This is a genomic window from Bacillus spongiae, from assembly GCF_037120725.1.
Taxonomy (GTDB): domain Bacteria; phylum Bacillota; class Bacilli; order Bacillales; family Bacillaceae_K; genus Bacillus_CI; species Bacillus_CI spongiae.
The window spans coordinates 68,452-81,513 of the sequence record NZ_JBBAXC010000009.1 but is presented as its reverse complement, the minus strand read 5'-3'; the positions used below and the strand labels follow the sequence as shown (position 1 = coordinate 81,513).

Below are 13,062 nucleotides of genomic sequence, written 5' to 3'. Positions count from 1 at the left end.
TTTATCCTTTAATTTAAGGGCAGAAAGCGATAAGATGGTTTCAAGAACGTTGATTTTAGGAGAGACGGAGACTACATGAAAAATACATACTTAACGGGATATTTTCCTCTATTTTCAATTTTAATGTTTAGTTTAACATTTGCAGTATTCGGTGCGGAGGTGTTTGTAGCACTTTTTAAAGGAATTGGTATTTATGCTGGAATGAGAGAGTTTTTATCGGATATACAACTTAAGCTATTTGTTTTAATTCTGCTAATGGCCGGTTTTTTTATGGTCTTTGCCGCTTTAAAATTAATAGCAGAGACGATTAATGAAATTAGTTTGCTTTTTTTTTCAAAAGATTCTAGTGGAGAAGCGCTACAAAAAGTTCGCTCCTTGTCCACTATTTATTTGCTAGGAGCTTTCTTGTCCATTTTGAGTGTGAAATCCATTATTGGGTTATTGACGATTTTTATCCTATCGTCCTTTAGCTATTTTGTCATGTTTGTTTATAGAATTACACCTTCTTTATCTAGGGGGGGAGTGCTGGGAATTGTTTTATTCCAAGTTTCAATCTGGAGTATCTTATTTACTATCATTATCTTAGCGGCGTTGAAGCTATACAATGGAGTAATGTCTAGTTTACCGATTATTTCCCAAGTGAATATTTAATGAATAATACAGTGTTAGTTACTGAATATAATCCATTTATTGTGGAAAATAGAAGAAAGAGAGTGAAATGGTGGGGCCATTTCACTCTCTTTTCATTCGAAAGTTATTTCATTATATCTCGCCAAATTAAATGACTTGGACGGTTGTTTTCAATTGTTTTCATGTTTTTAGGTATATCATGTCCAACCCAAACCCCTGTTGTGAAGTCGTTTGTTAGACCTACTGTCCAATAGTCAAAGTATTGGTTTGTTGTACCGGTTTTAATTCCAACGTAAGGCTTTGAGACGTAAGCAGGTCTGCCGGTTCCATTAACTGCTGATGAATGAAGTAGGGTACGAATCTTTTTAACTGTCCCTGATGACCAAAGTTCTTTTTCAGATGTATTCCATTCATAAAGAATATTTCCCTGATCATCGACAACCTTTTCTAAGGCGTGTGGTTCAATATACCTCCCATCAATAAAGCTTGAATAAGATCTTGTCATTTCAAGAGGGCTCATTCCATTAGTAAATCCACCAATAGCAGCTGCATAGGTTTTATCTTTCTTTTCCACTCTGTCGAAGGAAAAGGGGTTCAAGTAACTAAAGGCTTCATCAAGCCCGACCTTTTCAACTAAGCGAATGGCTGGAGAATTAAGCGAGCGTGCAAAAGCGGTTTGAAGACTTACCATGCCATATTGTACATTTCCATAGTTAGTAGGACAATAACCGTTAATACAATAGGTGTTAGAATTTACACTCTCGTAAATAGATGGGTCAAACCTTTCGATGTACGGACCGTATACAAGGAGAGGCTTTATAGAAGAACCCGGTTGGCGAAATGCTTGAAAAGCTCTATGAAAATAATATTTTTTATATTCTTTTCCCCCTGACATGGCAATAATTTGCCTCGTTGCATTATCGATAACGACTGCTGCTCCTTCTACTTGATTGTAGGGTAAATGTTTTTTGACAGCTGCAATGGTTTTCTCTTGCATTGCCGGATCTAGGTTTGTATGGAGCACAACTCCTGAAGCGATCACTTGGTCAACACGCTCCGACAGTAATTCAGAAATCCATTCCTTTTCTTCCTCTGACTGAGCTTGCTCAATTCGCACTGAAAACCCTTCTTGCTGGCTAATTAATTGTTTTAATTCTTCTTCTACATAAACGGCATAATCAGGATAGAGATTTTCATGTTTTCGCAAATTGAGGTGAATCTTTTCTTTCTTTAATGAATAGGCCTCTTCTTGAGATAATTTCTTTGCCAGTACGAGAGAATCTAGTAACCGTTCCTGCCGCTTCTTTGTTTCTTCAAAATGTTTAATTGGGTCATATTTATTCGGGTTATTTGGAATGGACGCTATAAAGGCTAATTCGCTCCTCGATAACTCATTCAACGTTTTTTGAAAGTAATGTTCGGCAGCAGATTGCGCTCCGTATATTCCGTTACTAAAGTAAATGACATTTAAATAAAGTTCTAAGATTTCATCTTTTGAATATTTCTGTTCTAATTCATAAGCATAAAACAGTTCAGTTAATTTTCGATTATAAGTTTTTTCCTGATCTAAATATAGGTTTCTTGCGAGTTGCTGGGTGATAGTACTTCCACCTTGTTGAATATGTGTAAAGACTAAATTCTTCACTAAAGCTCTTAAAATGGCCCCAGCATCAAATCCAATATGCTCGTAAAAATTTTGATCCTCGGAATAGATTAATAAGTCTTTGAGAAAGATAGGGATTTCTTCGCTTGGAGCAAAAGAACGATAAGGCTTATTTAACTCAGAGAAAACCTGCCCATTATGATCGAGCATCACACTCGTAATGGATAAGTTAATATCTTTATCATTTATAATGGAATCCATTTGTTGTTGGAAGCTCTTCGCTTTACTTGCTTCTTCATCAGTAAAATAAAGAAGGAGAAGAAAAGCTGGGAGAAGGAAGGCAATGAAACTATAACCAGTTAATGACCTCAAAAGTAATTCACATCTCTTTACGTTAGTCTTAAGTTTTCTGTATGTTCATAAGGTTTTGTTCTTTACCATCATAAGGGAAAAGTCATTAAGAATAAAGAATTAGTCTAAAAGTATAGTTGTGAGAAATCTGATGGAAGAACTATATCTTTTTTCTCATATTTAATAATGGAATGAAAAAATGAATTTTTTGAATAGTCATAATTTATTTGTGTAACGTGATATAATAGTAGTAGCGAACTAATTTGGAAACAGATGAAGAGTGAGGGGGGAGAAGCGTGAAAGAACGTCAATTGATTTTTATGGACTTTGAATTCTCGATGCCAGAAGGTAAAAATTCACCGAGGAATTTTTATCCTGAAATTATTGAAGCAGGTATCGTTTTAATACGAAATGGAAATATTGAAAAACAATTTTCTTCATATGTAAAACCGATGGCGTTTCCTAAACTAACGCAGAGGTGTAAGAAGTTTCTTCATATAAAACAAGAGAATGTCGATGATGGAATGCCCTTTCATGAATTAGTAAATTATTTAAAAGAAATAAATGATGGTACTAGTCAAAATAAAATAATCACTTGGGGAAATATGGATATTAAAGTGTTAAGAAATAATTGCCAACAAGCAAAATTATCATACCCTCTTCAAGGAGAATATGTTGATCTATCGATGGAGTATAAACGATTTTTTGGTGACCGTAATCAAACGGGGTTATGGAAAGCTGTGGAGGAATACGGAAAAGATGGAATTGGCAAGCATCATAAAGCGTTAGATGATGCCTTAACCACTTATCATATTTATAAGCTTGTTGAAAAGGATAAACAGTATCTTCAAAAAGCATCTCCACCAACAATTGGAGATAGAGTGGATTTATCGAAACTGTATAACCTGTTAGCATGATAACCTTCTTCTTTTTGAAAAGAGAAGGTTATTTTCTTTTTAAACATAAACGAAAGAGTTGATTGCACCTTGATCTCTTCATGATGAATAGAAGAGATCAAGTGTCTGTTATGATAGTTAAACCCTTTAACAAAATTAGCCAAGAGGAATGCTTATTTTTAGGCTTGAATTTGCATACATTTGTATATTAAATAAAAACCGGTCCTACAAATAGTGAATACTCTAGTTAATGCTATCGTACTCTTTAACGGATCCATGACCTTCGATATAGACTATATTTTGATTGCATACATAAGCTCATATTCTCGTTTTATGCTTTCTAAAGCAGCTATGCTTCTTGTAGCAAAAGCACTATTTTCTTCTCGTAAAGTCATTAAAAGATCAAGGAATGTTGTTTGTAAAGACTCTGTATAGGGAGGAACCTCTCCTTCATATGGCTTAACCATTATTTTAGGGATATTTGCTTTCTCACCAAATGAAAGAGCTTTGCGCTCATGAAAGAAGCCTTGGTCGACTTGTTTCGGGTGATGTAGGTCTCCTTGAATGGGATGTTTTAACACGGCTAAAATTTTCACTACGAATGTTGTTTCATTTTCACTAACCAATTCTCCAATATATTTTCCTGTCTTATATATCCCAATTACAAAATCATTTGCTTTTAATTGTGTCATAGGTTTTTCCCCTTTCATGCATTATAATGCAATTATACAAAAAAGAAGAAATGAATTCTTTATTATACAAGTCGGAGGGAAGATGATGAAATCTTGGATTTATACGATAGCAAGCTTTAGTCTGATCATTCTATTTCTTACTGGGTGTGGAATTTCGAAGCAACAAGAGGAGAGTAGTAAGGGGGAAGTGGCTAAGCAAAAAATAACAGTTGAAGGAGATGTCGACAAGTTTTTTCCTCAATTGACGAATGAAGTTCAAGAAAATGAAATACTTGTTGAAATGAAAACGAGCAAAGGAACTATTAAATTAAAACTATTTCCAGAGCTTGCACCGAAAACGGTAGAGAACTTTGTAACTCATAGTAAGAATGGCTATTATGATGGATTAACATTTCATCGAGTGATACAGGACTTCATGATTCAAGGTGGCGATCCTAAAGGAGATGGCACAGGTGGCGAAAGTATTTATGGCGAATCATTTGAAGACGAATTAAATTCCCAATTATTCCACGTTCGTGGAGCGCTGTCTATGGCAAATGAAGGTCGGTCTAATACGAATGGTAGTCAATTCTTTATAGTCCAAAACGCAGAAATAAATTCACAAACGAAAGAAGCGATAGAAAAGGCAGGTTATCCAACTGAAATTGTTACAAAGTATATAGAAAATGGCGGTACTCCACACCTGGATTATAAGCATTCTGTATTTGGATATGTAATTGAAGGGATGGATGTTGTGGATAAGATAGCGGCTGTGGAAGTTGATTCGCAATCCAAGCCAGCTAATAATGTTGTGATTGAGAAAATGATGGTAATCGAATAATGAAAAGCTTGAAATACCTTTTTTAGTGTTCGTTCATTATTCACGTAATTTTCATAGACATAAATAGAAGCGATGAAGGAAAATTGATATAATAATGTTTAACGTCTATGCTGATTATTTTTTATGGTTTTATATATTATGTCATTTAACATTCCCACTGAAAGGAGGAGCTTATGCTTTCAGATTTTGCGTTTAATTTATTTTTATATTTCCCAGAGGATAAATCAGAATATATTCCAGCAGGAATAACGATGGCTATATTTACCGTTATTGCCATTTTAACCTTTAGGCTGTTTATTAAAGTTTCTAAGCGTCAGGAATTACAAACGAAAGAGCTAGAAAAAAGCATTATGGAAGAACGACAATCAAAAGAAAAGTGAGCCGTAATATCGTTCTAACTTAATACAAAACAAGCAGGGATTATTTTTCTGCTTGTTTTGTATTTAGGTTAGTCTCTAAATTAGATAGCTTCCCCTCCCTTATTCTATAAAAGGGATATGTTGGAGTTGACGAATAATAATGGACTTATCGGGGCACACTGCATACATACTATGTGTTTGTGGAGGGGATCCCTTTGAATAGACAGAGAGTGTACATAATCATCGTGATGGCTTGCCTATTGCTTTCAGCATGTGTGTATTCGGATGTAAAGAAAATAAAAGTAGATATGAAAAATGCAGACGGGGACTCGATTGGCACTATCTCCTTGGAAGAGCAGGCGGAAGGGCTAATGGTTAAAGTAGATGTAGAAGGACTATCGCCAGGAGAGCATGGCATACACTTTCATGATAAAGGAGTTTGTGAAGCGCCAGACTTCACATCGGCTGGAGAACATTTTAACCCTGAGGAAAAACAGCATGGTTTAATGAACCAAGAGGGAGCGCATGCAGGCGACCTTCCCAATTTATCTGTTGGTGAGGATGGAAGTGTAAAAGTAGATATAATGACTTCCCAAGTGACGCTAAAGAAAGGGAAAAGCTCTCTTTTTACGAAAGAAGGAACGTCAATTATTATTCACGAAACCTTAGATGATGGAAAAAGTCAACCAGCGGGTGATGCTGGAATTAGAGTTGCATGCGGAGAAATAATGAAAGAAGGAAAAGAGAAGAAGAAATAGAACTCACAGCATAGAAAAAGGTTGAATAGGCGAGACTCCATTCAACCTTTTTTATAATCCCCTGAATGGGATCTGTTAGGACTAGGTCATGAAGAAGCAGGGAGGGGGTGTTACAAAACAGGTACACATTCTTTATTGTAGTGCTTGCTTCATTTTGTGCATGGCGGTTTCTAACTGATCGCGGGAACATCCAATATTTAATCGGAAAAAGCCTGCTCCTGCATCTCCATATTTACTTCCTCGTTCTAAAGCAATTTTTCCCTTGGATAACAATCGTTTATTCACTTCTTCCTCATGAAAACCCGTCTCTCTAAAGTCTAGCCAAAGTAAAAATGTCCCTTGTGCATCAATCATTTTTACGTTAGGGAGATGCTGGACTAAGTACGAGGAAACGAACTTCTTATTCTTTTCTAAGTAAGCGAGAAGTTCATCAACCCATTGCGCTCCATCACGATAAGCAGCCTCCATCGCGACAAGTCCAAGGGCATTAACAGTAAAGAACCCTTGTTTTTTTTGACTATTTTCTATCTTTACTCTTAGCTGTTGATTTTCAATAATCATAAGGGCAGATTGTAAACCTGCAATATTGAAAGTTTTACTTGGTGCAGTTAGTGTAATAACATGGTCTTGATTTGCTTTAGCAATAGGTATGTGTGTATGTGGAGAATAGACGAGATCACAATGAATTTCATCAGAAATGATGATGACATTATAGGCTTTGCATAGATCGGCAATTTTTGTTTGTTCTTCGTTCGTCCATACACGTCCAACTGGATTATGAGGGCTGCAAAATAAGAAGAGCTTGACTCCTTGTTTTAAACATTCTTCAAATGCATCAAAGTCAATGTGATATTGATCGTTCTGAATGACAAGCGGACAATCTACAACTTTACGATCATTTTCTTGAATGAGCTGAAAAAATGGGTAATAAACAGGAGTTTGAATTAAAATACGGTCTCCTTTTTCAGTTAAGGATTGAATGGCTGTTGCAATTGAAGGAACGACTCCGGGGCTATAGAGAATCGCATCTTGTGAAAAAGACCAGCTATGTCTTGATTTAAACCAATTTGTAATGGAAGATTTTACTTCAGTAGTAGGATAACTGTATCCATATATGCCGTGTTGAACTCGTTTATTAAGTGCTTCCTTAACTGGTAATGGGGCTTCAAAGTCCATATCTGCCACCCATAGGGGTAAAAGGTCACGTTCTCCAAAAATGGATTCAGCCATGTCCCATTTGACAGAAGCGGTTGCTTTACGATTAATAATACGATCAAAATTTTCCACTATTCATCCATCCTTTGCTTTTTCTCATATTATGATAAGATAGGAATACAAACTAAAGTGTAATTAGGTGATATTATGAATGTCTCTCAGGTGAATAGACAGCTCGTTGAATTATTAAAGAAGTGGGATCCATTTAGAGTAGGTCCTGAAGGCTATGATACAGAAATTGCTGATGTTGTACAAGCAGTACACGACAATGATAAAGCAAATATATTAGCAGGTGAGATCCAGGCGATTTATGAATTTTCCTTTGAGGAATGGATCCCGATGCAGGAGTGTCACGTCATCGCTGAGAAAATGCTACAAATTAAAAACTTAGCTTCTTGCTCGTATTAATATGTAGAGCAACCTATTGCGAATGTTACGAGAATAAGGAAGGTAAGTCATCAAGAGTGGTATAATTAGTGACAGAAAAGACAGCACCGAATAGGTGGCTGTCTTTTTACGTAACGACAAATTGTTGTATATGGTGTAAAACTTCATCAGGCTTTTCTTCAGGGACTAAATGACCTGTTTTCTCTAACACCACAATAGTAGCATTCGGTAAATCTTTATTTAACCGGATGCCAACATTAAGTGGAACAACGCGATCATGGTCTCCCCAAATGAGTAGACAAGGGGTGTGAATGTTGTGCAGGACATGTTCTGGTAAATCTCCTTCTCTGTCACGAATCATTCTGGTTAGTGCTCGAAATATTTTTTTATCTAAAAATGGCGTTAAATAACCGGATATCATGTCATCATCAATCATTTCACTATCGTGGAGAACATTCTCTAAATTTCGTCGTATTCCTGTACGCTTTAACCAGTACTTCACGTATAAGTGAAAAAATGGGGCATAACTAAGCATTGAAAGGGATCTACGTGCACGATTAAGATAGCCAGAACTACATAGAAGAATACCCTTTTCAACTATTTCTGGTCGTAATTTCATCATGTTTAAGGCTATTTGACCACCCATTGAATGGCCAGCAACATATACATTAGTCAGCTGTAGTTTTTCTAAAAGATGGAGAACCGTTTTCCCTAAGTTTTCGTATGAATAACGAAAGCGAACAGACTTCCCACTTTTTCCGAATGGAGGAAGATCAATCACTAGTACGTTGTAATGCTTCTTTAAAAGGGGAGTTAATCGTCGAAAGCTAAAAGTAGAAGAGAGAAACCCATGAAGCAAAACGAATGTCTCATCTGAAAGAGATTGTGGATGATATTCATAATAAACATCTATTCCGTTAATATGGGCCTTTACTGTCGTTTGTTCTATCATCCTTATTAGCTCCTCTAAATTTTTGTTGTAATAGTTGTATTTTCTCCGCTTTAATCAAAATAACTCTTGAAGAACCGATTAGGAATTATTTTCTAATGGGATGAGAACATTGAGAAAAACCAATAAAATTCAGTATAATAATAGGGTGAATATCATGAAAGAGGGAAAAAAATGAAGTGTACAAATAAAGAAATTGAATTACTAAAAATATTAGAAAACGATGCTCGTCTGTCAAATGAATTAATCGCTAAAATGATGGGGTCTTCCGTTAAAGATGTAGGAGACATGATTCAGAAATTAAGTGATCAACATATATTAGTTCGATGTTCGGCGTTAGTGAATTGGTCAAAGGTGGAAGAGCATGAAGGGGTAACAGCGATGATCGATGTGAAGGTTACGCCTAAAAGAGGAGTAGGTTTTGATGAAATTGCACAAAGAATTTATCGCTTTCCAGAGGTGAAATCACTTTACTTAATGTCTGGAGCCTATGATTTATCTGTGACAGTTGAAGGGAAATCAATGAATGAGGTTGGGAATTTTGTCTCTCAAAAGTTATCCACACTGGATTCCGTCGTTTCGACAATGACTCATTTTTATTTAAAAAAATATAAGCATGATGGAACGATATTAGAAGACGGCGATGAAGATCTTCGTATGGTGGTGTCACCTTAATGAAAGCATCCCGTTCGTATTTATCACACACCGTAGAAGAATTAGCTCCATCAGGAATTCGTAAGTTTTTTGACTTAGCAAATAGCATGAAAGGGGTCATATCTCTTGGGGTAGGTGAACCGGACTTTGTCACCTCATGGGGCATTAGAGAAGCTGCTATCAATTCGTTAGAAAAGGGATATACATCTTATACAGCCAATGCCGGTTTACTTGAGCTGCGTAATGAAATAGCTACATATATGAACGATCGTTTTGATGTTCAATATAAAGAAGAGGAAGAGATTATTGTTACGGTTGGAGCCAGTCAAGCACTTGATTTGGCCTTTCGATCTATCCTTAATCCAGGTGATGAAGTCATTATCGTAGAACCGAGCTTTGTTTCTTATGCACCGCTTGTCATCCTTTCGGGAGGTATTCCCGTTCGAATTCAAGCAAAAGCAGACAATGAATTTGTGTTACAACCAGAAGAACTGAAAGCTGCTATCACAAATAAAACGAAGGCGATCTTACTTTGTTCTCCTAATAATCCGACGGGAACTGTAATGAATAAAAGCGACTATGAGCAATTGTTACCAATAATTAAAGAAGAGGATCTACTTGTTATATCAGATGAAATTTATGCTGAGCTTGTTTATGAGGAAGAGCATATTTGTATTGCGTCCTTAGCGGACATGAAAGAAAGAACGATAGTAATAAATGGTTTCTCAAAAGGCTTTGCGATGACTGGATGGCGTCTCGGGTTTATTTGTGCCCCAGCTTTTCTTACTGAAGCGATGTTGAAAATTCATCAATATAGTATGATGTGTGCGCCAACATCAGCGCAATATGCAGCGATTGAAGCACTGCGAGAAGGAATTAAAGATCTGGATGAAATGAAGAGAAGCTATCGCCAAAGGCGAAATTATTTTGTTGCATCTTGTAATGATATCGGATTAAGCTGTCATGTACCTGGTGGTGCCTTTTATAGTTTTCCGTCAATTAAAGAAACGGGATTAACCTCAGCGGAATTTGCCGAGCGACTCCTAATGGAGGAAAGGGTGGCAGTTGTTCCGGGAGATGTATTTGGAAAGAGTGGCGAAGGGCATATTCGCTGTTCTTATGCTTCTTCTATGAATCAGCTTCAGGAAGCAATCAGGCGCATGTCATCCTTTATGGAGAAATATTCAAAATAGCAAAAAAAAGAGGACGATTGTTCAATCGTCCAATAAAGGGGGAATACTTAAGAAAGCTTAGTACAAGGATACCCAATTGGCTATCTTTTATACATTCAGATGATCATTTTTGAAAAATAATGTACTTTCTCTACAGGAAAGAAGGGGTGTCAGATTTAGTGATAACCCCTTTTTCTTTTAAAGTTTGGCTTCTCATAAAAAAAACCAGCAATACAGCTGGTTATTGGTTATATTTTAAATCATAAAGCATTTGCATGACACGAAGAAAGTCTTCTTCTGAGAACTCTTTTGCTTTTCTTAAAATCAGCTTTGCTTTTTTTGTACCAATTTCAAGTATTAATTGCTCGATTTCTGCATCAATCCCAGAAATATTTGTTGTCTCTATTTCTAATAGTTCCGAAGCGGGTACGTCTAAAACGGTTGATAGTTTTAAAATGGTAGGTGTGTCTGGGAGCTGTTCCCCATTCTCGTATTTCTCAATCGTTTTTGTTCCAAGACGTGCTTTTAGAGCCAACTCTTGTTGAGTCATCTTGCATTGTTCACGATACATCTTTAAATGTTCACCAAACTTGTGAGACATTCCATCCCCTCCATTGAAAACGTTTTACATACCTTTATTGTACACTATATTTATTCTAAATTCCTTTTACACTATGAACATTTTTTTACATTTTTCAATTTAAAATAAGAAACTGTTTGGAAAATATTTTTATCATAAAATTACATTTATTGTTACGGATTTATTATATGATGGAGTTACAGTAAAAAAATGAAGGGGAGAAAGGAAATGGAAGAGGCATTACTACTTAAACGAGCCAAAAATGGAGATTTAGAAGCGTATAAGCATATCATTGACCACTATTCTCCCTTAGTCGAACGGTTTGCTTTTCAAATAGGTACTCCTTATAAGAGCATCTCGGATGTGTCCCAGGAAGTCTTTATTCGTATTTATCGTACTCTTCCTCAATTTTCACAGACGACATTCACGACGTGGTTATATACAATGACATACAAAACGGTAAAAGAATATGTAGAACAAGCTCTGTATGAGGAAGAACAAGAATGTGAGAATCCTATTTTTTTACATGAAGAAGATAAAATGCTGCATGAATGTATTGGAGGATTAGATGAAATATATCGTTTGCCGATAATTTTATTCTGCTTTCATGACCAATCGTATGAAGAGATTAGCGATATATTGAAGATTTCCGTATCCACTGTAAAAACACGAGTCACTAAAGCCAAGAGTCTTTTAAAACAAAGCATCATTCAAAAGGAACAGGAAGCGGGTGTGTATGATGGATGAAAACTTGTTTGAAAAGCGAATGGATTTTTTGAAAAATTCCTATAAAAAACTTCCAATTCAAACAGACTCCTCAGCAGTTTTAGCCCAATTACATCCGCAACAGGAAAAGAAAGAGTTCACTAAGTCCAAACGTTTCCTTCAATGGCCCTATGTTGCAAGCTTTTTTGGTGTAGTAAGTCTGGCGGTGATTTTACTTATTCCCTTTATCGGAGAAGAGGATTCTATTGATCAAGGGAACCAATATGACGAGCCGAAAATAGAGGTTGATACAAAGAGTCAAGCAGAATTGAATGCAGCCTTTCAGGAGTTATGGCGAATGTACGACTTAATGGTCGGTGATGCCGCGCTTAGTCTAAATGTTTCAAGGGAATTCGTTGAACAAGCTAATTTTGTCCAAAGTGCAAAAAGTTTTATTTATTCAACAGAAGGAAGGCTGAGAAAGGACATACAAGAGGGTTGGGAACTTCAACCAATAATAGACAGAATATACTCTTACAAACAATCGGTAGAGAGGTCTCTATTAACCCCAGAGCAATGGATGCGAAACACTCATACACTACAGTCAGAAGAAGAAGTAGTAGATTGGTTGACAACTTTGATTGATAAGGTAAAAGAGTCCATTGCTTTATATGATGAATACTTTTTACAGCTACCAGATCAGGGGAAGGATTATTTGAGTGATGATTACACACTTTCTGCTTTACAACGGAACGCTGTTGCACTGGAGTTGAATAACAACGGAGATAAAACAAGCATGAAAATTGATTACGAGAAGATTTTATCCCTTATGCCCGTGCAAACACCTGAAGCTTATACAATGTATTTACAATTTAAGGTCGATAATCCTTCTATCATTCATGCAGGAAATATATTAGTGAGCTGGCAAGAGCATGCCACTTACCTTGTTCAATTAGAGGACATTATTAGTAAACTTCCAAATAATTCATTTTTAGAGAATGAATTAAAGGTAGAGTATGACCAGCTACTTTCTCTGTTTGTTAATGGTTCATACTACAACCCTAGCTTTAATGAAAAGAGTGTGTTAAAAGAAGAAGTTCGTTCCGCTTATTTGAATGTTATCGAATTGTACCCAAATCGGAAAACAACATTTCAATTACATGAAATTTACCAAATGTTGAAAGAAAATGGGTTTAAGAAACCTCATAATTGGGATGCATATACGGGAGATTTCTAATAAGAAATTCTACGTAGACAAGGCTGTAGGCGCTATTTTAAAAAGCTAGTAAAG

The 13,062-nt window shown here is 36.2% G+C and carries 15 protein-coding genes; 10 read left to right on the top strand and 5 right to left on the bottom strand.

The genetic code is table 11. The features are described 5' to 3' along the window. Positions 1-75: 75 nt before the first annotated feature. Positions 76-651: a DUF5366 family protein gene (locus tag WAK64_RS12075; RefSeq protein WP_336587231.1), complete on the top strand. Its 576-nt coding sequence runs from the start codon at positions 76-78 to the stop codon at positions 649-651. A gap of 103 nt (positions 652-754) precedes the next feature. Here the strand turns inward: WAK64_RS12075 and WAK64_RS12070 are convergent, their stop codons facing one another. Next, a complete protein-coding gene (locus tag WAK64_RS12070; protein WP_336587230.1) occupies positions 755-2,605 on the bottom strand; it encodes a transglycosylase domain-containing protein in 1,851 nt (616 codons plus the stop codon). Between the two features lie 275 nt (positions 2,606-2,880). Between WAK64_RS12070 and kapD the strand changes: the two genes are divergently transcribed. Continuing rightward, a complete protein-coding gene (kapD, locus tag WAK64_RS12065) occupies positions 2,881-3,501 on the top strand; it encodes a 3'-5' exonuclease KapD (RefSeq protein ID WP_336587229.1) in 621 nt (206 codons plus the stop codon). Positions 3,502-3,773: 272 nt separating this feature from the next. On the opposite strand, the gene kapB is transcribed toward kapD, so the two are convergent. Then, on the bottom strand, positions 3,774-4,172 hold the full coding sequence (gene kapB, locus WAK64_RS12060; protein WP_336587228.1) for a kinase-associated lipoprotein KapB: 399 nt from the start codon (positions 4,170-4,172) through the stop codon (positions 3,774-3,776). Between the two features lie 85 nt (positions 4,173-4,257). Between kapB and WAK64_RS12055 the strand changes: the two genes are divergently transcribed. The 3 genes from WAK64_RS12055 to WAK64_RS12045 all read left to right on the top strand — a co-directional run bounded on the left by WAK64_RS12055 (position 4,258) and on the right by WAK64_RS12045 (position 6,109). Beyond that, entirely contained in the window at positions 4,258-4,992 is a 735-nt protein-coding gene (locus WAK64_RS12055) for a peptidylprolyl isomerase (RefSeq protein ID WP_336587343.1), read from the top strand. A 173-nt stretch (positions 4,993-5,165) separates the two neighbouring features. Next, entirely contained in the window at positions 5,166-5,372 is a 207-nt protein-coding gene (locus tag WAK64_RS12050; protein WP_336587227.1) for a hypothetical protein, read from the top strand. Between the two features lie 227 nt (positions 5,373-5,599). Next, positions 5,600-6,109 carry a superoxide dismutase family protein gene (locus WAK64_RS12045; RefSeq protein ID WP_336587342.1) on the top strand — a complete coding sequence of 170 codons (510 nt, stop codon included), beginning with the start codon at positions 5,600-5,602 and terminating at the stop codon, positions 6,107-6,109. Positions 6,110-6,241: 132 nt separating this feature from the next. Here WAK64_RS12045 and WAK64_RS12040 read toward each other — a convergent pair whose 3' ends face one another. Continuing rightward, positions 6,242-7,396, bottom strand: a complete 1,155-nt coding sequence (locus WAK64_RS12040; RefSeq protein ID WP_336587226.1) for a MalY/PatB family protein — start codon at positions 7,394-7,396, stop codon at positions 6,242-6,244. A gap of 75 nt (positions 7,397-7,471) precedes the next feature. Between WAK64_RS12040 and WAK64_RS12035 the strand changes: the two genes are divergently transcribed. Continuing rightward, positions 7,472-7,732 carry a DUF1871 family protein gene (locus tag WAK64_RS12035; protein ID WP_336587225.1) on the top strand — a complete coding sequence of 87 codons (261 nt, stop codon included), beginning with the start codon at positions 7,472-7,474 and terminating at the stop codon, positions 7,730-7,732. A gap of 106 nt (positions 7,733-7,838) precedes the next feature. Here the strand turns inward: WAK64_RS12035 and WAK64_RS12030 are convergent, their stop codons facing one another. Then, positions 7,839-8,663 carry an alpha/beta fold hydrolase gene (locus WAK64_RS12030; RefSeq protein ID WP_336587224.1) on the bottom strand — a complete coding sequence of 275 codons (825 nt, stop codon included), beginning with the start codon at positions 8,661-8,663 and terminating at the stop codon, positions 7,839-7,841. 171 nt (positions 8,664-8,834) lie between these two features. Between WAK64_RS12030 and WAK64_RS12025 the strand changes: the two genes are divergently transcribed. Both WAK64_RS12025 and WAK64_RS12020 read left to right on the top strand, forming a co-directional pair. Continuing rightward, complete coding sequence (locus WAK64_RS12025; protein WP_336587223.1) at positions 8,835-9,335, top strand: Lrp/AsnC family transcriptional regulator; 501 nt, start codon at positions 8,835-8,837, stop codon at positions 9,333-9,335. Further along, the gene (locus WAK64_RS12020) at positions 9,335-10,507 is read left to right on the top strand and encodes an aminotransferase (protein WP_336587222.1); all 1,173 of its coding nucleotides are present in this window, start codon (positions 9,335-9,337) and stop codon (positions 10,505-10,507) included. Before WAK64_RS12025 ends, WAK64_RS12020 begins: the two co-directional genes overlap by 1 nt. 220 nt (positions 10,508-10,727) lie before the next feature. Here the strand turns inward: WAK64_RS12020 and WAK64_RS12015 are convergent, their stop codons facing one another. Beyond that, positions 10,728-11,087 (bottom strand): helix-turn-helix transcriptional regulator, encoded by a 360-nt coding sequence (locus WAK64_RS12015; RefSeq protein WP_336587221.1) that lies wholly within the window; start codon positions 11,085-11,087, stop codon positions 10,728-10,730. 207 nt (positions 11,088-11,294) lie between these two features. Here WAK64_RS12015 and WAK64_RS12010 point away from each other — a divergent pair, with 207 nt between their 5' ends. Both WAK64_RS12010 and WAK64_RS12005 read left to right on the top strand, forming a co-directional pair. Next, on the top strand, positions 11,295-11,813 hold the full coding sequence (locus WAK64_RS12010) for an RNA polymerase sigma factor (RefSeq protein WP_336587220.1): 519 nt from the start codon (positions 11,295-11,297) through the stop codon (positions 11,811-11,813). Continuing rightward, entirely contained in the window at positions 11,803-13,008 is a 1,206-nt protein-coding gene (locus WAK64_RS12005; protein WP_336587219.1) for a hypothetical protein, read from the top strand. Before WAK64_RS12010 ends, WAK64_RS12005 begins: the two co-directional genes overlap by 11 nt. The last annotated feature ends 54 nt before the right edge of the window (positions 13,009-13,062 follow it).

Excerpts from the sequence above, each read along its gene's own strand:
- WAK64_RS12035 (WP_336587225.1), top strand. The coding sequence starts at position 7,472 with ATGAATGTCTCTCAGGTGAATAGACAGCTCGTTGAATTATTAAAGAAG.
- WAK64_RS12010 (WP_336587220.1), top strand. The coding sequence starts at position 11,295 with ATGGAAGAGGCATTACTACTTAAACGAGCCAAAAATGGAGATTTAGAA.
- WAK64_RS12025 (WP_336587223.1), top strand. The coding sequence starts at position 8,835 with ATGAAGTGTACAAATAAAGAAATTGAATTACTAAAAATATTAGAAAAC.
- WAK64_RS12050 (WP_336587227.1), top strand. The coding sequence starts at position 5,166 with ATGCTTTCAGATTTTGCGTTTAATTTATTTTTATATTTCCCAGAGGAT.
- WAK64_RS12055 (WP_336587343.1), top strand. The coding sequence starts at position 4,258 with ATGAAATCTTGGATTTATACGATAGCAAGCTTTAGTCTGATCATTCTA.
- kapB (WP_336587228.1), bottom strand. The coding sequence starts at position 4,172 with ATGACACAATTAAAAGCAAATGATTTTGTAATTGGGATATATAAGACA.
- WAK64_RS12015 (WP_336587221.1), bottom strand. The coding sequence starts at position 11,087 with ATGTCTCACAAGTTTGGTGAACATTTAAAGATGTATCGTGAACAATGC.
- WAK64_RS12045 (WP_336587342.1), top strand. The coding sequence starts at position 5,600 with ATGGCTTGCCTATTGCTTTCAGCATGTGTGTATTCGGATGTAAAGAAA.
- WAK64_RS12020 (WP_336587222.1), top strand. The coding sequence starts at position 9,335 with ATGAAAGCATCCCGTTCGTATTTATCACACACCGTAGAAGAATTAGCT.
- WAK64_RS12030 (WP_336587224.1), bottom strand. The coding sequence starts at position 8,663 with ATGATAGAACAAACGACAGTAAAGGCCCATATTAACGGAATAGATGTT.
- WAK64_RS12005 (WP_336587219.1), top strand. The coding sequence starts at position 11,803 with ATGATGGATGAAAACTTGTTTGAAAAGCGAATGGATTTTTTGAAAAAT.
- WAK64_RS12075 (WP_336587231.1), top strand. The coding sequence starts at position 76 with ATGAAAAATACATACTTAACGGGATATTTTCCTCTATTTTCAATTTTA.